The sequence below is a fragment of the Vibrio sp. TAP-3B genome, from assembly GCF_057784735.1.
Window position 1 is genome coordinate 1,108,191 of record NZ_CM173495.1, and the last position, 22,313, is coordinate 1,130,503.

The window sequence follows — 22,313 nt, forward strand, 5'->3', positions numbered from 1 at the left end:
AAAAATAAGTTAGGACATGAGTCACATATAAAAAAGCATAAACCGATCATACGTGATTAGTTTCACAATTATGTTGAATAGATGATAATTTTTTGACGTACTGTCTGCCGAAAACCATGCATCATTATGATCGCTATGGCATTTACGCGTACAAGCTGCGCATTTTATTGATAAAGAATACAGTGTAAGGGTACACTGTTCGAAAGATCTCAAGTACAGCGTTATAATGGAACATTTATCATTTTTTTGGCTGCCTGATAATAAAGATAAGCTTATAAAAGCATTAGAATCCGAGTTTGCTATATTAGTTGAGCAGTCCATTGCTACGGGTAAAATCGCTCTTCCCCCTATCCCTGATGTCGTGCTCAAAATTCAACAACTATGTTTAAAAGAGAATACGACGGTTTCAGACGTTGCCAACTGTTTGTTAGAAGATCCCGGCTTAGCGGCAGTTGTTCTGCGAGTCGCAAACTCTGTGGTTTTCAATCGCAGAAATATTACCTGCAACGACTTAACCACCGCGGTGTCTCGTCTTGGTATTCTTCGCGTGCGTGATATTGTTACCGCCCAAGCGATTGAACAACTCAAGCACTCTGTGAACTTAACTCAAGAATGCAACGCAATCTTAGTCAAAAGCGCGGCGGTATCACGAGAACTCGGTGCTGTAATGGTATTGCTGGTGCAAGCGTTCCGCAAACATGAACTTAAGACTTACAGTCATTTAGAACAAGAGAAAGCATTGCTCGTTGGGCTATTGGCCGATATTGGTCTGTTTTGTCTAATTAATGAGTATCACCTGTACTTAGATAGAGGCAACTACTTGGCTCCTGAGATTGCATTACAAATTTTCCAAACTCGTTGCGCTACGACGAGTAAATTGGTACTTGAACGTTGGGGGTTTGATAACGACTTTAGAGAAGTTTCTTCTAACGAAAAGTATGATCAAACACGCCCAGAAGTCAGCTATCTAGACATAGCAAGAATTGCCAATCACTTATTGATGTTCCGTAATCATGACGATCATATTGATGAACACGAAGTTGAGTTCAATTTAACTGGTGCTGAAGTCTTGTATGAATTTAGTAATATGAGTGATACTGATTTCAATAATCAAATTAGTACTGTGCTCAGTGCTAGTGGCTTATAACTCATATTCATCAAACGTCACTTACGGAAACGGTTCGCTCAAGGCTGAGCAGCGTTTTATCTGTAGTTAAGTGCCTCACTCTACCAATCAGATCGATAACCAGTCAGTTCCTTATTGGTTGGAGCTATCTAAAAAGGAATCATTGCGTTTTATGTTCTCAGGGATGCTATTCATTTTTTCCCCACTTGTAGTTGGGTATCTAATTCCTATTTCTCGCGCTTCACTATTGGAAAAGATTAATCAGTCCACGTCCTACCTTATTTACGTCATTTTGTCGTTAATGGGGCTGAGTCTGGCTGCGCTCGACAACTTAAGTAGCAACTTACAGAGTATTTTACTTTATGCTTTCACCTTCTTTTTATGCTTGAGTGTTTGTAATCTTTTGGCGTTGCCTATTATTGATAAAGTTATTCCTCTTCAAACTAACCAGAACCAAAAGAAACTGCCTTTATCATCCATGGCAATGGAGTCTGTAAAGCTGATTGTCGTCGTTAGTGCTGGCTTAGTGGCGGGGTTACTTTTACCTATTGATTTAAGCTGGGTGGATACCGCAAGTGAGTGGATACTGTTTCTGTTGCTCTTTTTTATTGGAATTCAACTACGCAACAGCGGCCTTACCCTGCGCCAGATATTACTAAACAAACAAGGAATGGCCATTGCCGCTATCGTCATAATGACGTGTATGCTCGGTGGCTTGATTGCCTCTATAATATTAGATCTCCCTCTTTACCAAGCGTTAGCGATGGCTTCGGGGTTTGGTTGGTATTCGTTAGCTGGTATTTTGATGGGCGACGCGTTTGGCCCAGTGTTTGGCGGCGCCTCTTTCTTAATCGAGTTAATGCGAGAGCTTGTGGCGCTCGTTGCTATCCCTCTGTTTATCCGCAGCCATCCGTGTACCTCAATAGGTTATGCTGGCGCAACCGCCATGGACTTCACTCTGCCAGTGATTCAGACTACTGGTGGCGTACGCTGTGTGCCGGTCGCAATAGTTAGTGGTTTTATTTTGAGTTTACTGGTGCCAGTTATGATGCTTTTCTTTGTATCACTTGCTAGCTAGATCTCAGGTTTTCACCTTAACATCCATTACAATACCGCAAAAATTCAAATACCCAGTTAATTTTAAAGTGGTCAATATATTAGTAAACTCTACATCCTGTTTTGTCATTGAGCCCAATGAATTATTACGACTAAACAGAGTCGAATATCACTTGATGCACTTTACGTTAATGAAGGAATAACAAACCAGAAGGAAGAAGAATGAAACGCTTTGTCGTTGCAGCGCTCCTCGCTACCAGCTCAACTTTTACCTTTGCCGCAGATCAACAGTGTCTCGCGAGCAAATACGATAGCTATGTCGATGCTTCATTACAATGGTATCAAGATCTTGTTGACTTAACCGTCACTCAATACCCAGAGCTAGACGAAGTTAGCCAATGGTTCCTAGATGGCCGTAAACACCACTTTGAACTCAATCGCGAAGCCGTTCACTATTTTCTAAAGAACGATCCTAGCCGTGTCGCGACAGAAAAGCCTATCGAAGCTTGGTTAAATCTGGAGCAACATGATGTTAAGCAACTGGCAAGCCGCAATGATGAGCTGGGTGAAGTAGCAAAACAAACTTTCAATGACCGTCAGTCAACGAATCACCCAAAAAACTACGAACTTCGTTCTGCTTTTGCTGATTTGCTTAGTCATCCACAGCAAATTGATTCTGCACTCAGCAAATATAATCAGTCCATTGAAAATATTGAAAAGCAAATGTGCAACTGATACCAATAAAAGCACCTATTTTGCAATCGTGTGGGAAAGTACTTGAACGCAAAACGAAGCTTTTCGATAAGTAGTGATTCTAAATCAGAATTAGAGCGCAGTTGCCGAGTGCTTTAACACACTAGAAGAAACCATTATTTACTGCAATTGGTATAACCTTCACTTTGATTTTTTCATTTCAGTAACATGGGGTTTCAACAATTAAAACGGGACTTTGCGCCCGTTTTAGTTTAGATTGTGCCGCTCGCATTACCACAATAACTACAAAGATTCTTTGCTATGGTTAAGGAACAAAAAACCGCTGACGTTAGCTTTGAGAGCTTGTTAAAGATCTTCACTGTGCCAGAAGGTCCAGAGTCAACGTTAACCAAAATTGACGAGAGCCTCTCGCGAAACCTAAATCAGTTTCTTCGTGAACACATCGTGGCAGAAGAAAAGCCTTTACGTGAAATAGAAAAAGATTTTTCTTCTGCTCAGATTCCTGAGCAACCTGAATTTGTATCAGACCATACTGAGCATTTGCTAGACACTTTGGTATCACACTCGGTTCATACCTCCGCACCAAGCTTTATTGGTCATATGACGTCGGCACTGCCTTACTTCTTGATGCCGCTGTCTAAGATCATGATCGCCTTAAACCAAAACTTGGTTAAGATTGAGACGTCTAAAGCTTTTACACCACTTGAGCGCCAAGTGCTAGGCATGCTACATCGCTTGATTTATGGCCAAAAAGATACGTTTTATCGCGAATGGATGCACAGTGCGAACCACTCTCTCGGTGCTTTTTGCTCTGGTGGAACAATTGCCAATATTACGGCACTTTGGGTCGCACGTAACAAAGCGTTAAAAGCCGATGGCGAGTTTAAAGGCGTAGAAAAAGAAGGCCTGTTTAAAGCCATGAAACACTATGGCTATGACGGTTTAGCCGTTCTAGTTTCTGAGCGCGGTCACTACTCGCTCAAGAAAGCAGTTGATGTTCTTGGTTTAGGCCAAGACGACTTAGTCGCGGTAAAAACAGACGCCAACAACCGTATTATTGTTGATGATCTTAAACAAAAGATCGTCGAACTAAAAAAGCATAACATCAAACCCATCGCTGTGATTGGCGTTGCAGGCACAACAGAAACGGGCAACGTCGACCCTCTGCAACAGATTGCTGAAATATGCCAAGAACATCACTGTCATTTCCACGTTGATGCCGCTTGGGGTGGTGCTACATTAATGTCTAATCACCACCGCCATCTTCTTAACGGTGTTGAAATGGCAGACTCGGTGACAATTGATGCACACAAGCAGCTCTATATTCCTATGGGTGCTGGGATGGTGCTGTTTAAAGAGCCAGACGCAATGAAGTCCATCGAACACCACGCTCAATACATTTTGCGCAAGGGTTCAAAAGACTTAGGTAGCCACACGCTAGAAGGCTCGCGATCCGGCATGGCAATGTTAGTTTATGCCGCGATGCACATCATCAGTCGACCAGGCTACGAATTACTGATAGACCAGAGCATTGAAAAGGCGCATTACTTCGCTCAGTTAATCAAGCAACAAGATGATTTTGAACTGGTATCTGAGCCTGAACTGTGTCTACTCACCTATCGTTACTTGCCAGCCAACATCCGTGAGGCTTTACTAAAAGCGCAAGGTACACAAAAAGAAAAACTGAACGAGCTCATTAACCAGTTAACGCAGTTTATTCAGAAACGCCAACGTGAGACGGGTAAATCATTTGTGTCGCGCACAAGACTAAACCCAGTGCAATGGCAACGCATGAACACGATCGTTTTCCGCGTCGTACTTGCCAATCCATTAACCACCAAAGACATATTAAGTGTCATCCTTGAGGAGCAGCGCGAAATCGCTCAACAAGCACCAAATTTGATAGCTAAAATCCAAGAAATAGCCATCGATATTTTGTCATCGTCACGATGACAAACATGAGTTACATCAATTTGAAATTTTTTTTCTTTTTGATGTAACTCAGACATCATTATCGTGCGACTAACCCAACAAGTCTTAGATTCCACATCCAATTCTGTAGTTTTTACAACATTTTGTTTGAGGCCTGTCAAATTATCACTAAATAGTACCCGTTATTGGTTTAGACTGATTGAAGATCAGGTTTATACTGATTCTATGGCGCTGGTTGTTTTCGTTAACGCCCTCTCTACTCTGGAATCTACGTGTTTCCTACCGTTAACAGAACCAGCGAGTTGTTCTCTATACCCTCGTGAACACTATGAATACATTAGAAAAAATTCAAAAAAACTTGGAGAATTTCAGTAAGTCAGAGCGCAAAGTTGCGGAAGTAATTATGACGTCTCCACAAACTGCAATTCATTCAAGCATTGCAACGTTAGCTAAAATGGCTGACGTAAGTGAGCCCACTGTAAATCGCTTCTGTCGTCGTCTGGATACCAAAGGCTTTCCAGATTTTAAGCTTCACTTGGCACAGAGCTTAGCCAACGGTACACCTTACGTTAATCGTAACGTGGAAGAAGATGATGGCCCAGATGCATACACCCATAAGATCTTCGAATCAACAATGGCTTGTCTTGATGTCGCGAAGAATAGCTTGGATCCAATGCAAGTTAATCGTGCTGTTGACTTGTTAACGCAAGCGAAGCGCATTTCTTTCTTCGGTCTCGGCGCTTCTTCTTCGGTTGCTAGAGATGCACAAAACAAGTTTATTCGTTTTAATATTCCAATTACTTGTTTTGAAGATATTGTCATGCAGCGTATGAGTTGTATTAACTGTAGTGAGAATGACGTCGTGGTTCTCATTTCTCATACTGGTCGCACAAAGAGCCAAGTTGAGATTGCGCACCTTGCGCGTGAAAACGGTGCTACCGTCATTGCGATTACGGCAAAAGACTCACCTCTAGAGAAGGCAAGCTCATTGGCGATTACGCTTGATGTCCCTGAAGATACCGACGTTTATATGCCGATGGCGAGTCGTGTGGTTCAAATGACGGTGATTGATGTATTGGCGACTGGCTTCACACTTCGCCGTGGCACTGGGTTTCGTGAAAACCTTAAGCGCGTCAAAGATGCATTAAAAGACAGTCGTTATGACAAATTGAGTCAATACTAAACACCCACGTTTATATTGACCATTGAGTAAAGGGGAGCTTTGGACTCCCCCTTTTTTCCATAAGCCTTAAATAACTGTTAATCATTCACACTCGATAAATCCGACCTTGACTCCAATACCTCGACTGAACTTACGTGCTGAGTGCTTTCTGCTGAACAATCTCCACTGCCATTACACACTTGTCGCAATATATATATCAAACGGTCTTGGTTAAGAGGTAAAGGGTTACCTTTAATTGCAACTGATTTGAGGGCATCGCTGGCAACCTGTTCAAATGACGTTTGACACACACCAAACTTTCCGAGTAAGGGCAGTTCTAACTTGTCTAGAACCATCGTGACCCAAAGCACACCATCATGTTCATTCGCATTCGCACGGTCTGTTACCAGTTGAGCAAGTTTACGGTAACGATTAATCACATCATTTCTACCCGCCAGCTTTGCTGCGTTGATATTTTCTTGCATAACATGTGGAGCAAGGCGTGCAGTTATGACGCTGTGAGGAGCATCTAACTTACCTCCCAAGGCAGAAGCTAATCCGTGTGCCGCCCCCAACTTGGCATTGGTGATAGCCATACCGCCAAGCAAGGCAGCGAACGACAGATCCGATCTTGCTTTGTGGTTATCTTGTTTACAACCTGCAATTACAGAATGACTTAAGCGTCGTAAACCTTCTTCACATACCATATCGGTTAAGGGATTTGGTTCGCCACAAACATACGCTTCCATCAAATGCGTGAACGCATCCATCGCACCACGTCCGGAGGTATATTGATCAGTGCCGTAGGTTAATGTTGGGTCAATAATAGCAACATCTGCCAGCATATCTGGGCTTCGGAGACTCACCTTCACTTTATCTTGACCAGATTTTAATACCGCGTTTCTAGTCACTTCCGAACCTGTACTTGCCGTGGTAGGAATAGCCATAAAGTATAGTGGTTTCGCTTTTAGTGGCACATTTCTACCCACGACTTCAACATAATCATAAACGTTACCTTGATTAGGGATAATCGCTGCTAACGCTTTCCCCATATCGATGACGCTGCCTCCCCCAATCGCGATCACCATGTCAGGTTGAAATTTTCTTCCGAGCACAGCGGTCTCTTCCACCATTGTGATGTAAGGCTCACCACTAATAGCGACGTGCTGATAGCGCATACTTTGAGCTTTAAGGTAATTGATGATGGGCATGGCTCTTTGGGTATCTTTCCCTGTAACCAGTAAAACACTGTAGCCAAACTGATTGATAACGGACAATGATGACTGTAGCGCACCTTCACCGAAAATAATCCTTGTTGCCGTCATAAACTGAAACATACATTTCCTCCCCAAACGATATACCCAAATAACCTCGAGGCGTGTGCTTTAACCAGAATGAGTTGGAAATTGCGGGGACGCTACGCAGGTCCTTTAAACTCGGCTCAGTGACAGCGCTCTTCATCCTACATTTGAAGTGATTTGGGTATAGCGATTATTAGATTGCTACGGATTGCAGTAAAAAAAATTGACCGAATCTACTTTGCAGTTATTAACCCTATAAAAGATATGCTTTTATGCGGTGCCTCACATTGTTTTGTGACTCTAAATCACAATGCACGTTTAGTTTTTATTCGATAGATTTTACCGATAGAACCAAGAGGCAATTGCCACTTTATTTCCGTACTTGGATCGGGCATAGTTACTGCAACAAAAGAGAGCGCACTCAAACGCTGTGTTTTTTATACGCTTTCAAAAAGAATAGATTTAGGAGAAATAAGATTATGTTCGTTGTTATCTTTGGTCGCCCTGCATGTCCTTTCTGTGTTCGTGCGAAAGAGCACGCAGAAACGCTAAAAGCAAAACGTGACGATTTTAACTACCGTTACGTTGATATTCATGCTGAAGGCATCTCTAAAGCAGATCTCGAGAAAACCGTTGGCAAGCCAGTTGAAACTGTTCCTCAAATCTTTATTGATCAAGAGCATATCGGTGGCTGCGATGAGTTTGAAGCTTACGCGAAAGAACACTTAGGTCTATTCGACGAGTAATAAACACTAGTCTTTGATAGAAAGCCGCTTTATGCGGCTTTTTTATTATTTATCAGAACGTTACTTCCCTACGTTAACTAATGGTAAAACCTAAAAAAATTCACTTATCTTTTTGCTATATTTAGTTACAATTCGTAGTTCTTAATCTTTTTGGCACACACTTTACCGAGCCACACAGTGAACATAGACGTCGTATACCTTCTTGAGCAAAACCCAATCCTTCTAATCTTCGTCGTATTAGCCATTGGCCTTGCCATCGGCAAAATCCGTTTTGGAAAGTTGCAACTAGGCAACTCCATTGGGGTTCTAATTACCTCGCTCGTTATGGGGCACCTTGGCTTTTCCTTTAACGCAGAAGCGCTGACCATTGGCTTTATGCTGTTTATATACTGCGTTGGCATTGAAGCTGGCCCTAACTTTTTTGGCATCTTTTTTAGAGATGGTAAGCACTATTTTATCTTAAGTATGACCGTACTGGTTTCAGCGGTGAGTTTAACTTATGGTCTTAGCCACTACTTTGGCCTGGATTTTGGGTTATCTGCAGGTATGATGGCCGGAGCCTTAACAGCAACCCCGGTACTTGTTGGTGCACAAGATGCACTTAACTCAGGCCTTGCCACTATACCGCGCAACATGGATTTTTCGTTGGTATTAGAAAATCTATCCGTTGGTTACGCAATGGCTTATCTGGTGGGATTGATCAGCATGATCATGTTCGCCAAGTTGCTCCCAAAGCTACAAAAACAGAACCTTTCTGATTCTGCGCAACAAATTGCACAAGAACGTGGCCTCGGTAACTCTAGCCAGAGAAAAGTATACTTACCTATTATTCGTGCTTATCGCGTTGGCCCAGAGCTCATTGATTGGACCGATGGCAAAAATTTACGTGAGTTGGGTATTTACCGTCAAACGGGATGTTACATAGAACGAATCCGCCGAAATGGCATCCTCGCCCACCCTGATGGTGACGCCATTTTGCAAGAAGGCGACGAGATTGCGCTTGTAGGTTTCCCTGATAGTCATGCCCGTTTGGATCCAAGTTTCCGTTACGGCAAAGAAGTGTTTGACCGAAACTTGCTTGATCTGCGCATTGTCGAAGAGGAAATCGTGGTAAAAAGCGACGCTATCGCAGGTAAGCGTCTATCCGATTTAAACTTATCGGAATTTGGCTGTTTCTTAAACCGCGTTGTGCGTGCCCAAATTGAAATGCCAATGGACTTAGATATCGTTCTCGCTAAAGGTGATGTCCTTCAGGTGAGCGGTGAGAAAAGCCGTGTGCATGGGCTTGCGGAAAAAATCGGTTTCATCTCAATTCATAGCCAAATGGCAGACTTACTCGCTTTCTGTAGTTTCTTTATTTTAGGCATTTTGTTTGGTCTCATTACTATGACGTTTGGGCAAGTGTCATTTAGTCTCGGCAATGCCGTTGGTCTTTTGTTATCTGGCATTACACTCGGCTTCTTACGAGCCAACCACCCGACCTTCGGTTATGTTCCGCAAGGGGCACTGAATATGGTCAAAGACCTAGGTTTGATGTTCTTTATGGTGGGAATTGGTTTAAGCGCTGGTGGTAAGATGTTTGAACACTTGGCTCAAGTTGGCCTACAGGTCATTGGCTTAGCCTTTATTGTCAGTGTTGTGCCAGTAGTACTCGCGTATTTAGTCGGCGCACACGTACTTAAAATGAACCGCGCATTACTTTTCGGTGCCATCATTGGTGCCCGTACCTGCGCCCCGGCAATGGATGTTGTCAACGATTATGCGAAATCGACAATTCCTGCGCTTGGTTATGCAGGGACATACGCTATTGCGAATATCTTGATGACCCTCGCGGGTACTATTCTGATTATTTTGAGCTAAGCTCAAGCACATCGAAGACAAAAAAGGCGCTCAACAGAGCGCCTTTTTGATATTGTTTATCTATCGAATAGATTGATTAGATTTGGATGAAGTCGGCTTCAACCGCTGGATTCACATCCGCTTCGTAGTCAACCCCTTCAACACCAAAACCAAATAGCTTCAAGAACTCTTCTTTGTACTCTACGTAATCAGTCAGTTCTTTTAAGTTCTCAGTCGTAATCTGAGGCCACAGTTCGCGGCAGTGTTGTTGGATATCTTCGCGAAGTTCCCAGTCATCTAGGCGCAGACGATTCATCTCATCTACTTCTGTTACACTGCCATCATCTTTATATAGACGCTGGCTGAACATGCGGTAGATCTGCTCCATACAACCTTCGTGCACGCCTTCTTCACGCATCTTCTTGAACACCATCGCAATGTACAATGGCATTACAGGAATCGCAGAACTTGCCTGAGTCACAACAGACTTAAGTACCGCTACGTTAGCACTACCACCTGTTGCAGCTAGTTTCTCATTTAACGCTGTTGCGGCACGATCTAGGTCCATTTTTGCTTTACCTAGTGCGCCATCCCAGTAAATAGGCCATGTTAGCTCAGTACCAATATAACTGTATGCCACTGTCTTACAACCTTCAGCCAGAACACCAGCTTCAGAAAGCGCATTAATCCAAAGTTCCCAGTCTTCACCACCCATAACGGTTATTGTGTCTCGGATTTCTTCTTCCGTTGCAGGCTCAACACTTGCTTCGATGATCACATCTTTATTGGTATCAACGGCTGTTGATGTGTAAGTTGCACCGATTGGTTTGAGTGCTGAACGTACAAGTTCACCAGTTTCTGGCATTTTGCGTACTGGCGATGCCAATGAGTAAACCACCATATCAATCTGACCCAAGTCTTCTTTAATCAGATCAATGGTTTTCTGTTTTGCTTCATTTGAAAAAGCGTCGCCATTAAGGCTTCTTGCGTAGAGGCCTTCTTCGCGAGCTAGCTTTTCAAAAGCAGCCGCGTTGTAGAAGCCCGCTGTACCTGTTTTCTTCTCTGTGCCTTCTTTTTCGAAGAAAACACCGATTGTTGATGCACCACCACCAAAAGCCGCAGCGATACGAGAAGATAGACCGTAGCCACTTGATGCACCGACAACAAGCACACGTTTAGGCGCATTTTTGATTGGGCCTTGTGCTTTCGTGTAAGCAATTTGTTCTTTTACGTTAGCTTCACAACCAACAGGGTGCGTTGTAGTACAAATGAATCCACGAATTCTAGGTTTGATGATCATATTCAACTTCCTTTAAAAAACCTTGCTAGGATAAAAGTTTCGTTCGGGTTTAGCATCTAATTTCTGTCAAAATGCTTAGAAAAGGCAAGTGGTTGGATCACTATCGCGCCAATTCTTGAATAAAAGATACAAAAAAGCACCTCAAAGAAGTGCTTTCGTTCTTAGCTTGATTTTTTTCCTATGCTGCCGGGTTCAAATGCGACTTTTTTGGGCAGTCAGTCCGCACTTCAGAAAAGTCGTGACTAAAGTGATCGACTTGAATCGCTTTGTAACGCAACTTGTCTGCAGCGATAATTTTATCAATTTCTCGCTCGGTTAAAACACCAGCCTCCAATGCTTGTTGTAAGCGGTCGTTTAACAGCCCTTTACGAGCCACTTTTCCATCCTTCGCTGCCTTCATAAGCTTACGCTCTAACGGTTTGATTTCATACATAGCAAGGAATGCATTTTCCATTAAGCCGACGCTATCGTCATCAGATTTGCCGATGTAACATAAATGCGTAAGTCGATCACGTTGCGTCCCCGGTGTCATCATGCTTTCCGCCAAACTCACACATAATTCATCACTTGGCTTGTTAAAGTGGTTACCTAGGGGGAATAACAACCCTTTCAGTACACCACCCACATATTTTACTGGGAAGTTAGTATAAGCTTCATTCAGCGACTTTGACGCATTGTATAGACAGTGTTGGATTGAGTAGTGAACAAAGTTCAAGTCACCTTGTTGACGACCTTCATCTTCGTACTTTTTCAGTACCGCAGAGGCCATATATAAGTAGCTCAAACCATCCCCTAAACGGGCCGATATCATCTCTTTACGCTTCAAGTCACCACCCAGTGTCAGCATGGCAAAGTCAGCGCTCACAGCAAGTGCTCGACTTAATCGAGAGATATCTCTGTAGTATGGTTGTGTCGGCCCGCTCATGTGTGCTTTAACAAAGCGAGAGCCAGTCAGTGCTGCGCCAAAGGCTCCAAAAGTATTCCCCATCGCATGCTTAATGTGTTTGAAAAGCAGTTCATCGAACTCTTTCGCACCTTGTTCTGAGTCCGGGTTAGCCGCGGCTTCCATTTCTTGAAGAACATATGGGTGACAGCGAGTCGCACCTTGCCCAAAGATCATCAAGTTACGTGTCAGAATATTTGCACCTTCAACGGTGATTGCAACTGGAATACCAACATAGTGCTTTGCAAGGTAGTTCATCGGTCCATCTTGAATCGCTCGGCCCGCATGAATGTCAAACGAATCGTTGAGAATCGTGCGCGCAATTTCGGTCATATGGTATTTGGCGATCGCCGTGACTATGCCTGGTTTCTCTTTCATATCGAGTGACGTTGTCGTCAGCGTACGAGTCGCTTCAAGAAGGTAAGTCAACCCACCAATGCGTCCCATGGCTTCTGCGACGCCTTCAAACTTACCGATAGACATGCCAAATTGTTTACGCACATAAGCGTAAGCGCCTGTTGTTCTCGTCGTTAAATGACCAATCGCAGTGCCTAGTGCAGGCAGAGAAATACCCCGACCTGCAGATAGACACTCTACCAACATACGCCAACCTTTACCGGCATACTCAGAACCACCAATTAACCAATCCATTGGAATGAAGACGTCTTCACCACGAGTCGGGCCATTCATGAACGCAGAACCCAATGGGTCATGGCGCTCACCAATCTCTACGCCCTCATAATCAGCAGGAATAAGTGCACACGTTATACCAACATCCTTTTTATCACTAAGAAGGCCTTCTGGATCTTGCAGTTTAAATGCTAAGCCCAGCACGGTCGCGACTGGCGCGAGGGTAATGTAGCGTTTATTCCAACTCACGCGAACCCCCAACACTTCTTGACCTTCGTGCATGCCGTAACAAACAACACCTTGATCAGGAATGCCCCCCGCATCAGATCCCGCTTCAGGTCCAGTCAGCGCAAAACATGGAATATCCGTACCATCAGCAAGACGAGGTAACCAATAATCTTTTTGCTCTTGCGTGCCATAATGTGAAAGAAGCTCACCGGGGCCAAGTGAGTTCGGCACCATAACCGATACCGCAGCACTAATGCTTCGCGTCGCAATACGCGAAACAATGGTCGAATTCGCTAAAGCAGAGAACTCCCGACCGCCATAATTTTTGGAAATAATCAGCGAGAAAAAGCGCGCTTTACGTAGGTGCTCCCACACCTCCGGTGGTAGGTCTCGATCTTCTTTTACAATTTTCTGATCATCAAGCATTTCCAACAGTGTTTCGAGCTCATTGTCCATAAATGCCTGCTCTTCTGCCGTCAACTTTGGCGTTGGGTAATGGTGCAATGTCGTGAAATTTGGCTGACCGGAAAATATTTCGGCGTCCCACCAAACACTACCTGCTTCCATCGCTTCTTTTTCAGTACTCGACAGCGGAGGTAACACTTTTTTGAAGACTTTAAAAGCTGGGTCACTAATCCATTTTCTTCGTAGAGAGCTCATAGTTCAGATCCTTTTGTTCACGTAACCGCTCAGGGCATAACTTTATTATTGGTTTAACTTGCTTATTTGTCTTGTGCTTGTTTTACGCCAACTATTACGCTGACATTCCAGCAGACAAATAAGGAATCAATAAATCGACAACAGACTTAGCGTCGACTTCCTGTTCAAATTTGCTATCCGCAAGCTCTAACAAAGCTTGACTTGAGGCCATCGTAAATACGCAAGTTCCTAGAGTGAAATGCAATCGCCAAAACAACTGCTCTTCAGATAACTCTGGGTTGGCCTTGATTATTGAGAAGGTAAACAGGTTCAATACTTCTTCATATCGAGTGGTAATAAACCAACGTAAGTGACCTTGTACATCTGTATACCCTCTACCAATCAGTAACATAAATAGCGCAGTGCCGTTTGGGCGTACCTCATTCAAAGTTCGTAACGGCAAACGAAGTGACTCAAACACTTCGTCCATGTTGTAGTTATCGCGTGTATTTAGCTCAACCAAAGAGCTTTTAATGCTTGGCATCAGAGCCTCTAAGTACCTATCCAACACCGCTCTGACTAGCGTTTTTTTATCACCAAAATGGTAGTTTACTGATGCCAAGTTAACGTTCGCTTTTCCTGTGATCGTTCTCAGTGACGTATCATTGAAACCATGTTCAGCAAAGAGTCCTTCTGCGACATCGAGTATTTTTGCTTTTGTTGATGTTCTCGGGGCCATTTTAATCACTCGTATTAAACAACTGTTTGAAATATACTCCCGAAATCCAAAATTAACAAATGATTAACATCACACTTTTACCAATTGGTCCGACCAGACCTAAGCAACTACCACTTAATGCTTTGAGTTTAGGGCGAATGTTTTTACGTTCTTTAGTCGATGGCATAGCAAGACGATGAATTAGAGTTAAATTATATTGGTAAGAAGTAAAGCTACTTTAGCTCTAACAGAAATCGAACTTAACCAGACGATCCGTTTCTGATAGAACTAAAAACAAACTTTTTTAAAATAAATGGAACTGTTTGGAAAAGGCTCGGTCTGAATATATGTAACAATCATGGCATTTTAAGTTTCACAGGCCGTCAAACTTTTTCTATCTGATTATTACACTGCTGCTTTTTTCTTATTAACTCCTATGTATGTATGTTTGTATCCGCCCAGTCAATTTTTCGGCTGGGCTTTTTTTCGCCTGTACCCCCTACTCTCAATAAATTCAATACATAAGGACAAGGTAGGAATCAGAACCTGTACGTTCTAATTCGTTGTTGTCGACTTCCGCCGTAGTAACACGAATTATTCACTTACTGATCACTGAACCAATCACCCTGAGAGGTTTTTAAAGGGCATAAAAAAAGCCTCCCAAATTAGGAGGCTTTTTTAATTAATCTCTTTCCTTATGCTTGTGCTTTCTTCGGTAAAGAGAAATGCAGTAAAACATAACCAAGAATGGCTGCAGTCGTTGACCCCATTAAAATACCCAATCGAGCGTAAGTATCAAATTCAGGACTCGCATTTCCAAATGCTAAAGAAGAAATGAAGATAGACATCGTGAAGCCGATACCACACAGCACAGACACCGCGAAGATATGTTTGAAATTTATCCCCTCTGGCAACTTGGCAACACCCAGTTTTACCGCCGCCCAGCTAAAGCTAAAGATACCTAGCGGCTTACCAATCAGTAAGCCCATTGCAATACCTAGAGGCAGCATTGAAGTCAAACTTGATAGAGAAACACCTTCTAACGAGATACCAGCATTTGCAAATGCAAACAGTGGCAAAATACCAAATGCTACGTAAGGGTGAAGCGCGTGCTCCATGTGTTTAAGCGGTGAATGTTCGCCCTTTTTACTTTTAAGCGGGATAGCAAAGCCAATGACGACACCTGCTAAGGTTGCGTGAACACCAGACTTTAATACGGCAAACCATAAAATTGCCCCAACTATCATGTATGGTGTCAGTTTCGTCACTTTCTTCGCATTCAACATGAACAGGATGCCCGTCATGATGAAACCAACAAGCAACGCCATTGACGACAAATCACCTGTATAGAAAAGCGCGATGATCACAACAACACCCAAGTCATTGATGATCGCCAAGGCCAACAAGAACACTTTAAGGCTAACGGGAACACGTTTACCAAGTAGAGCCATGATACCTAATGCGAATGCGATATCTGTTGCGGCTGGGATAGCCCAACCAGAAATCGCCTCGGCATCACTCGCGTTAAACGCAACATAAATAAGAGCCGGAGCCAACATACCGCCAACCGCTGCAATTGCAGGGAAAATAGCAGTTTCTTTTGATTTCAAAGCACCTTCTAGTAGCTCTCTTTTTACTTCAAGACCAACGATTAAGAAAAACACAGCCATGAGGCCGTCATTGATCCAATGAGAAACTGACATACCAAATAAATAAGTATGCAGTGTAGATTGATAAATTTCGCCCATAGGTGAGTTAGCAATAGTCATCGCAATTGCAGCAGCAATCACGAGAAGAATACCACCTGCGGATTCCATTTTGAAAAAGTCACGAATGACATCGTTCATGGTTTCGTCCTTATATTTATTATCTTAATAAACGATTAACAAGAGTAATAGGAGTGTATAGATGTCGCAAACTTTAGAATAATCGCTTCTTCAGAGCATAAGCTTCGGTTTTTCCGATGTTATTATTACTATACATCGCATTTTCCAACATAACACTCAGCTTTGATGTATCCAATCTCCTGTTATTATCGCACTAATAGTTAACCAAGATGATAAGTATTTCAGCATAGCACGGCATGTCCCGTCATGATAACCCCGTGTTTTTTAGAGAGAAGTAATGAAGGTCGCACACGAAAAAGCCACCCATTTGGGCGGCTTTTTCATGATCATCTAATAACCAGTGAGTTGCATAAAACCCCAAGCTTCATGAGAGCCTGAAGCTGAAGTTGGTCCTTCCCAATATGGAATGACAAATGGAAGCCACATCTCTGATTTGATAATATGGGTGGTTAGATCAATTTTGTGCTTAGGAACAATGATTTCCCATTGCAGCGGAAGTCTTTTCTCATTTGACAGGCTGGTCACCTGTATAGGCGTAATATGGACATCACTCTCAGTGAGCTTAATTACTTTTCCCGAACGCGTGGATAGCGTGCCAAAAATATACGGTGTTTGGTCATGATGACGATAACGACTAACCGTTAACGCTCGGCCATCATCTAAGTTGAAAACAAACCAATCCCAACCTTGTCGTCCTTCACCAATTAAACCACTTCCCCACTCTTTTTGAACCCATGCAGAGCCCGTAACAGAAAGTCGCTTACCATTTAGGTTTAAGCTACCTTTCACATTAAGAAAAGGAGCACTGAAGCTAAAAGACGCAACAGATTGCAAAGCGTGCTTAACTTGAAACCCTTTGTCACCATTCATCACAAAAGGACCATTTGTCATGGTATTAAGCGCCACGCTAAACGTATCAGTGGTGACATTCAAATTCCCTGGGAAAGGCGTTGCACCAAGTGATCGCCAAGTCCAGTTATCAATCCACAACCGGAATGGGCGATCAGTCATACCTGCCTGACCGATCCCACCACGGGCAACCCGTTGCTCTTTCCATACCTGCGAACCATGGCTAACGACAATATGTGATATATACAGTTGTGGACTTTGCCATCCACGAGTTTCACGCTCATCTGTCGCAACACGGAAGTAACTCCATTGGGCATTGTAAACCTGCCCTTGCTCATCTTGCAGTTTCGCAAAGTAGTGCCAAAACTCATGCTGATATTCAGGATGAGAACGAAAATCTGACGGTAATGAGACATGTTCATTTGGTAAAACAGGATCAAAGATCGTTGTGTCTTCACGCATCAAAATGGAGTTAAGATCACTTTCTTGGGTCGCTGTTGACTCTAACCAAAACGTCGAGTAAAAAACGAATCCCGTCAAAAAGACCAAAACAACAATCAATATTGAAACTAAGAAGCGTTTTTTAAAGCCCATCTTTTTCATTACAACGCATCCCTTAATGACTTCATCGGTGTGCTTTTGATCATTCGAATCACGGGTAGCGCACCTGCCGCCATGATGGCTAACATCGTCCACGCAATAGTCTGAGCATACTCCCAAGGAATCATCTGTAGTTCCAAAGACCAACCAAATGACTGGCGAATGACAATATCAACAATAAAGTGCGCTAATGCCAAGCCAAGCGGCACCGCAATAATCGTGGAGATAGCGCCAAATACGAATAGTTGAAGACCGCCAAGTGCTACTAACTCTTTGCCAGAAACCCCCATGCACCGCAATAATGCGAAATGTCGCTGACGCGAAAGCTCACCTGCTAATGTCGAGAAGAACAAGCCAAAGACGGCAATGATCAACGTTATGTTGCCTAATGTCCCTGCTATTGCGAAGGTATGGTCAAACACTCTCATGGCTTGGTTATAAATATTACCGTTATCGAATATGCGATCTTGTGGAAGTCGGAACACATTTTCTAGGCGGTTTTTTAAGCCATCTCCGTTAACATTGTCTCCTAGCACCACCCCCAAACCGACGTTACCCGTCCCAGCAAATCCGTAAAGCCAATTGCGATGCGACATCATCACTTGGTTGTATGGGTTACCGTAATCATAATAGACCCCGACAACCTGCCAACCTCCTCCAAGCGGAGTCTGAAAATCAATAACATCTCCTGGCCGAATATCCAACTTCAAGGCCATTGACTCACTGACCATTAAGCTCTTGGTTGAATGTAATTGATACCAATAATTCGGAACTCCCAGCTTAACCGTCAAGGAGTCAAGCTCGCCTTCAGAAGAGCCAGTACTAACGACTTGAAGCGCACCATACTCTGTTGGAACGTCTTTTTCCCAGCGCCACCATACTGATTCGACTTCAGGCTGGTCTTGTAACCATCCACTCATGCGAGCTGCTGAGTTATTAGTTGGATAGATATAGATATCCGCGGCTAACCGTTGGCTAAGCCATTTATCTGTTGTATCCCTAAAACTACCAACCATGGTTTCTACACCTATGTTGGCGGCTAACGCAAGCATAAAGGCCATAGTCGCAACGCCACGATAACTCATGCTTGCTGCCGCATCGGCGAAAAACCAGCGTACACGAACCCAGCGCAGCGAATAAGAAAGGCTCTGAAACATATGCCACATAATAAAGGGCATAAACAAGGCAACACTAATCAACATCAAGGCAATAATTGCAAAGCCTGTTTCTTGTGTTTTTGGCGCTTGGTACACCGCCACCGCCGCGACAAAAAATGCACACGCGGCCAGTGCTTGCCAAGAGAATTCGCGACCAGCAAAACGCATCAAAGACAACCGAGAAGACAGTCGGATTGGCTGCGACTTCAGCAGACGGATTAACGGCCACAGGCAAGAAATTAAAGCCCCCATCGCCGCCATGATCAAACTATATAGACTTGACTGCCAAGACCAGCCAATCGTTAAGCCAACATTCGCATCGTACAAATCACTCAAGCTAGACGACACCGCTGGGATCAGTTCATTGGCTAACATTAATCCGAAAAAGTTACCGCATGCCCATGCGACGAAGACTAGAATAGACAACTCAAGTAATAACGCCTGAGCCAATTGCGAACCATTGACACCGGTTTGACGCAAAATGCCAACCAACCTTTGACGCTGGATAAATGATAACGACATTGCTTGGTAAAAAATAAACAGCCCAACTAAAAACGATAACATCCCCATCGCAGTGAGGTTCATATGAAACGCTTTGGTAAGTGACTCTAGCTCTGTGCGCGTGCTTCGTACTAACGTCATGCCATTGGGCAGCATGTTTTTCAAAGCCAATAACTTTTCTTTTGGCATTTCGCCACACGAAATAGCCGATAAACCTGAGCTACGTTTCAACATTCGCAACAAAGAAATATCGGTAACCAACCTCGTGCCAGAAAGTAGCTTGTTTTTATCAACTTGAATCGGCCCGAGACGACTGCCGTCATTCATCTCGATAAAATCTCCATCAGTCCAATTCATATAAGAAGCTAAATCTTGACTAATTAAGACCGGATAAGGCGGCTTTATTAATGACAGAATAGACATTTCGCCCAAAGATTTACCTTGTTGCAACGGAATCATCGCCACAGGGTCAATGCCCACCAGCATTAGGCTCATATCTGTTTTGGCATCAAGATGCAGCACATCAAACGGCGCACATTGATTAAAGCCTGCGCGACGTAGCTGAATATAAAAGCCTTGAGGAATTTTATTGGCAGAATGCTTGGTGCGGATGCGATATGGAAGAGGATTAGAGAAAAGCTTCTCTCCAGCCGCGTAACTTTGCTTAGCATGTTGGTTAATAGAAGTCACGCCAACAAGGAGCGAAACGCCTAACGTTAATCCTAGCCAGACGAGAATGATTTGCAGAGGGTAACGACGGTAATGACCGAGTAGTGCTTTAACTACGGGCCATAACATGAAGCTGCCCTCCTTGAAGTCGAATTTTCCCTTCCATATGAGCCGCCACTTTTTCACTGTGGGTTACCAACAACAAAGTACATTCGAGCTGCCGAGCTAGGCTAGTCAACAAGCGCATTACCGCTTCTGCATTTCGTTCATCAAGACTCCCTGTTGGCTCATCCGCTAGGAGAATCTTGGGCTCCATATATAATGCGCGAGCGATAGCAGCACGCTGCTGCTGTCCACCAGAGGCTTCTTCTGGATAACGGCCGAGGAGCGGCATTAAATCGAGAGCAGAAAGAATTTGACGCAATAGTTCTTTGTCTTCTGGTAAAGCTTTTAACTGACGGCAAAAACGGATGTTGTCGGCAATATTCAACGTAGGAAGGAGGTTGAACTGCTGAAAAATATTACCAATGTTGTTACGGCGATAAAGCGTTCGCAAATGCTCTGGTGCATTATGCATTGCAAAGTTTGGAAACAGAACTTCTCCCGAGTCAACAGTATCAAGCCCTGCGATAAGGTTCAGTAAAGTACTTTTACCTGAGCCACTTTCCCCCATCAGAGCGACTTGATCGCCTTGCTGTAATGTCAATTCTGCCCCTTGTAATACCGGGTGAAATTCTCCCCCGTCAACATAGCCTTTACATAGGTCTGACAGTTTTAACATTGATTTCCGCTCAGATAATGTCTAAAAATTGGGATCAGAATCTACACTAAAAACCTGTTCGTAGAAAGCATTTTGAATGCTTGGTCACACTATGAGGGTACAAATGCAACTCGATTCACTTTTCACACGTATTTTTGTTGACGTTTCAAGCAATTTTTTGAAGACGTTTTGAAACGCTATTGACTATTACCCTCCGATAAGGTTTTTCATCCACTTTCGGCTTATTACCCGTGGTAAACAGATGGTCCACTTCACCACTTCCTCGGTTAAAAAGAGCAAATATACCCACTGAGGCTCCCAACCAAGCTGAATTGAGGCAAACGCCGCAAGCGGAATACCAATCACCCACTGGGCAACAATGTCCTGATACAGGCAAAACTTTACATCGCCACCTGCTCGTAAGACCCCCACAATGACCATCATAGGAACAGAACGCAAAATCACACCGAGCGCTAAAATCATCATGAACTGTTCTGCCAATTGACGCGTGTCAGTTGTTAGCGCGCTGAAGGCATTAAGGATCCACTGATTCGACACTAATAAAACCAATGCGACGATAAATGCAATAAGCAAATTCAAGATAACTGTTGCCCAAGCTTGGTAGTAAACAGACTCAAAGTTGTTTGCTCCGAGCTGGTTACCGACCAAGACTGCCGCAGCATTAGACAAACCAATCATCATAGCTAAAGCAATCGATTCTACCGGTGTCATGACAGATAACGCCGCCAAACCTTGCACACCTGCTTGTCCCATGATCGCGTGATAGGCGAATAACCCACCAGCCCACGCTAAAAAATTGAACGTGGTTGGTAAAGAAAGACTCAGGAAGCGCGTGATCTTGTCGATAACTAAACCTGCACGTATGTCATCCCAGCCGAAGGCAATAATGTGTTTTTTAAACCATAGATAACTAAATAAACAGCCGACTTCAATCGCCCCACTGATGACCGTCGCAATCGCGGCGCCTGTAATACCCAAAGCAGGAAAACCCAAGTGACCAAAAATTAACATCCAGTTTAGAAAAACGTTAGAAAGGATCCCTATTCCACTAAAAAACGTACTCAAACCCGGCTGGTGCATGGCTCTCAAGCCAACCGACATACTGGCCACGCATGCTACGGCAAACATACTAACAGATGAAATAACAAGATAACTGGCGCCTAAATCCATGACTTCTTGCGAGTCAGTCGTCAGTCGCATTATTGGTTGAGGGAAGAAAACAAACAAAGAAACCGCGATGGCAGCAAATACCATAGCGATCATCCATGTCAAGGCGGTACTTTGACGTACCCCTACTTTATCACCGGCTCCCCAATATTGCGCGGTGAGCAGTGCTCCCCCTGTCGTCACGCCCACTAACATGATGGTGGTCACAAAGGTCGCGCGTGCAGCAACACCTACCGCAGCGATCTCAGCTTCACCCAGTTGTCCCAGCATGAGCACATCAACCAGACTTCGGCTGGAGAACATCATACTTTGCAATGTAATTGGCAGTGCTATCGTAAATAGACGACGTAAGAACGCTTTATCTGCATGAATTGAGAGTTGGGAGAAAAAAGTCACAAATGCTCCGAC

At 43.7% G+C, this 22,313-nt stretch carries 16 protein-coding genes; 7 read left to right on the forward strand and 9 right to left on the reverse strand.

The genetic code is table 11. The features are described from left to right. Positions 1-226 precede the first annotated feature (226 nt). The 5 genes from AC3D28_RS05195 to AC3D28_RS05215 all read left to right on the forward strand — a co-directional run bounded on the left by AC3D28_RS05195 (position 227) and on the right by AC3D28_RS05215 (position 6,011). A complete protein-coding gene (locus AC3D28_RS05195) occupies positions 227-1,147 on the forward strand; it encodes an HDOD domain-containing protein (RefSeq protein ID WP_098415419.1) in 921 nt (306 codons plus the stop codon). Positions 1,148-1,298: 151 nt separating this feature from the next. Further along, positions 1,299-2,204 (forward strand): LysO family transporter, encoded by a 906-nt coding sequence (locus AC3D28_RS05200; protein WP_098415418.1) that lies wholly within the window; start codon positions 1,299-1,301, stop codon positions 2,202-2,204. Between the two features lie 200 nt (positions 2,205-2,404). Beyond that, positions 2,405-2,917, forward strand: coding sequence for a hypothetical protein (locus AC3D28_RS05205; protein WP_488535773.1), 513 nt, complete (start codon positions 2,405-2,407; stop codon positions 2,915-2,917). Between the two features lie 279 nt (positions 2,918-3,196). Then, positions 3,197-4,849, forward strand: a complete 1,653-nt coding sequence (gene panP, locus AC3D28_RS05210) for a pyridoxal-dependent aspartate 1-decarboxylase PanP (RefSeq protein ID WP_488535774.1) — start codon at positions 3,197-3,199, stop codon at positions 4,847-4,849. A 307-nt stretch (positions 4,850-5,156) separates the two neighbouring features. Next, positions 5,157-6,011, forward strand: a complete 855-nt coding sequence (locus AC3D28_RS05215) for a MurR/RpiR family transcriptional regulator (protein ID WP_098415415.1) — start codon at positions 5,157-5,159, stop codon at positions 6,009-6,011. Between the two features lie 77 nt (positions 6,012-6,088). On the opposite strand, the gene AC3D28_RS05220 is transcribed toward AC3D28_RS05215, so the two are convergent. After that, on the reverse strand, positions 6,089-7,327 hold the full coding sequence (locus AC3D28_RS05220) for an iron-containing alcohol dehydrogenase (protein ID WP_488535775.1): 1,239 nt from the start codon (positions 7,325-7,327) through the stop codon (positions 6,089-6,091). A gap of 443 nt (positions 7,328-7,770) precedes the next feature. Between AC3D28_RS05220 and AC3D28_RS05225 the strand changes: the two genes are divergently transcribed. Together AC3D28_RS05225 and AC3D28_RS05230 are read left to right on the forward strand one after the other, a co-directional pair. Further along, a complete protein-coding gene (locus tag AC3D28_RS05225; protein WP_005378026.1) occupies positions 7,771-8,037 on the forward strand; it encodes a GrxA family glutaredoxin in 267 nt (88 codons plus the stop codon). 177 nt (positions 8,038-8,214) lie between these two features. Continuing rightward, positions 8,215-9,897 carry an aspartate:alanine antiporter gene (locus AC3D28_RS05230; protein ID WP_098415413.1) on the forward strand — a complete coding sequence of 561 codons (1,683 nt, stop codon included), beginning with the start codon at positions 8,215-8,217 and terminating at the stop codon, positions 9,895-9,897. A gap of 76 nt (positions 9,898-9,973) precedes the next feature. Here the strand turns inward: AC3D28_RS05230 and fabV are convergent, their stop codons facing one another. The 8 genes from fabV to AC3D28_RS05270 form a co-directional block, all read right to left on the reverse strand. Then, positions 9,974-11,176, reverse strand: coding sequence for an enoyl-ACP reductase FabV (gene fabV / locus AC3D28_RS05235; protein ID WP_488535776.1), 1,203 nt, complete (start codon positions 11,174-11,176; stop codon positions 9,974-9,976). Positions 11,177-11,354: 178 nt separating this feature from the next. Beyond that, a complete protein-coding gene (locus AC3D28_RS05240) occupies positions 11,355-13,637 on the reverse strand; it encodes an acyl-CoA dehydrogenase (RefSeq protein ID WP_488535777.1) in 2,283 nt (760 codons plus the stop codon). A gap of 94 nt (positions 13,638-13,731) precedes the next feature. Continuing rightward, positions 13,732-14,355: a TetR family transcriptional repressor PsrA gene (gene psrA, locus AC3D28_RS05245; protein ID WP_098415410.1), complete on the reverse strand. Its 624-nt coding sequence runs from the start codon at positions 14,353-14,355 to the stop codon at positions 13,732-13,734. 674 nt (positions 14,356-15,029) lie between these two features. Further along, a complete protein-coding gene (gene nhaA / locus AC3D28_RS05250; RefSeq protein WP_488535778.1) occupies positions 15,030-16,181 on the reverse strand; it encodes a Na+/H+ antiporter NhaA in 1,152 nt (383 codons plus the stop codon). A 330-nt stretch (positions 16,182-16,511) separates the two neighbouring features. Continuing rightward, positions 16,512-17,633 carry a lipocalin-like domain-containing protein gene (locus tag AC3D28_RS05255; protein WP_488535779.1) on the reverse strand — a complete coding sequence of 374 codons (1,122 nt, stop codon included), beginning with the start codon at positions 17,631-17,633 and terminating at the stop codon, positions 16,512-16,514. Then, on the reverse strand, positions 17,633-20,086 hold the full coding sequence (locus AC3D28_RS05260) for an ABC transporter permease (RefSeq protein ID WP_488535780.1): 2,454 nt from the start codon (positions 20,084-20,086) through the stop codon (positions 17,633-17,635). Before AC3D28_RS05260 ends, AC3D28_RS05255 begins: the two co-directional genes overlap by 1 nt. Next, complete coding sequence (locus tag AC3D28_RS05265) at positions 20,067-20,738, reverse strand: ABC transporter ATP-binding protein (protein ID WP_098415406.1); 672 nt, start codon at positions 20,736-20,738, stop codon at positions 20,067-20,069. The genes AC3D28_RS05260 and AC3D28_RS05265 overlap by 20 nt, the downstream gene beginning before the upstream one ends. Positions 20,739-20,924: 186 nt before the next feature. Further along, a complete protein-coding gene (locus AC3D28_RS05270) occupies positions 20,925-22,301 on the reverse strand; it encodes an MATE family efflux transporter (RefSeq protein ID WP_098415405.1) in 1,377 nt (458 codons plus the stop codon). Positions 22,302-22,313 lie beyond the last annotated feature (12 nt).

Coding starts and splice junctions, on each gene's coding strand:
- AC3D28_RS05195 (WP_098415419.1), top strand. CDS start 227: ATGGAACATTTATCATTTTTTTGGCTGCCTGATAATAAAGATAAGCTT.
- AC3D28_RS05200 (WP_098415418.1), top strand. CDS start 1,299: ATGTTCTCAGGGATGCTATTCATTTTTTCCCCACTTGTAGTTGGGTAT.
- AC3D28_RS05205 (WP_488535773.1), top strand. CDS start 2,405: ATGAAACGCTTTGTCGTTGCAGCGCTCCTCGCTACCAGCTCAACTTTT.
- panP (WP_488535774.1), top strand. CDS start 3,197: ATGGTTAAGGAACAAAAAACCGCTGACGTTAGCTTTGAGAGCTTGTTA.
- AC3D28_RS05215 (WP_098415415.1), top strand. CDS start 5,157: ATGAATACATTAGAAAAAATTCAAAAAAACTTGGAGAATTTCAGTAAG.
- AC3D28_RS05220 (WP_488535775.1), bottom strand. CDS start 7,327: ATGTTTCAGTTTATGACGGCAACAAGGATTATTTTCGGTGAAGGTGCG.
- AC3D28_RS05225 (WP_005378026.1), top strand. CDS start 7,771: ATGTTCGTTGTTATCTTTGGTCGCCCTGCATGTCCTTTCTGTGTTCGT.
- fabV (WP_488535776.1), bottom strand. CDS start 11,176: ATGATCATCAAACCTAGAATTCGTGGATTCATTTGTACTACAACGCAC.
- AC3D28_RS05240 (WP_488535777.1), bottom strand. CDS start 13,637: ATGAGCTCTCTACGAAGAAAATGGATTAGTGACCCAGCTTTTAAAGTC.
- psrA (WP_098415410.1), bottom strand. CDS start 14,355: ATGGCCCCGAGAACATCAACAAAAGCAAAAATACTCGATGTCGCAGAA.
- nhaA (WP_488535778.1), bottom strand. CDS start 16,181: ATGAACGATGTCATTCGTGACTTTTTCAAAATGGAATCCGCAGGTGGT.
- AC3D28_RS05255 (WP_488535779.1), bottom strand. CDS start 17,633: ATGAAAAAGATGGGCTTTAAAAAACGCTTCTTAGTTTCAATATTGATT.
- AC3D28_RS05260 (WP_488535780.1), bottom strand. CDS start 20,086: ATGTTATGGCCCGTAGTTAAAGCACTACTCGGTCATTACCGTCGTTAC.
- AC3D28_RS05265 (WP_098415406.1), bottom strand. CDS start 20,738: ATGTTAAAACTGTCAGACCTATGTAAAGGCTATGTTGACGGGGGAGAA.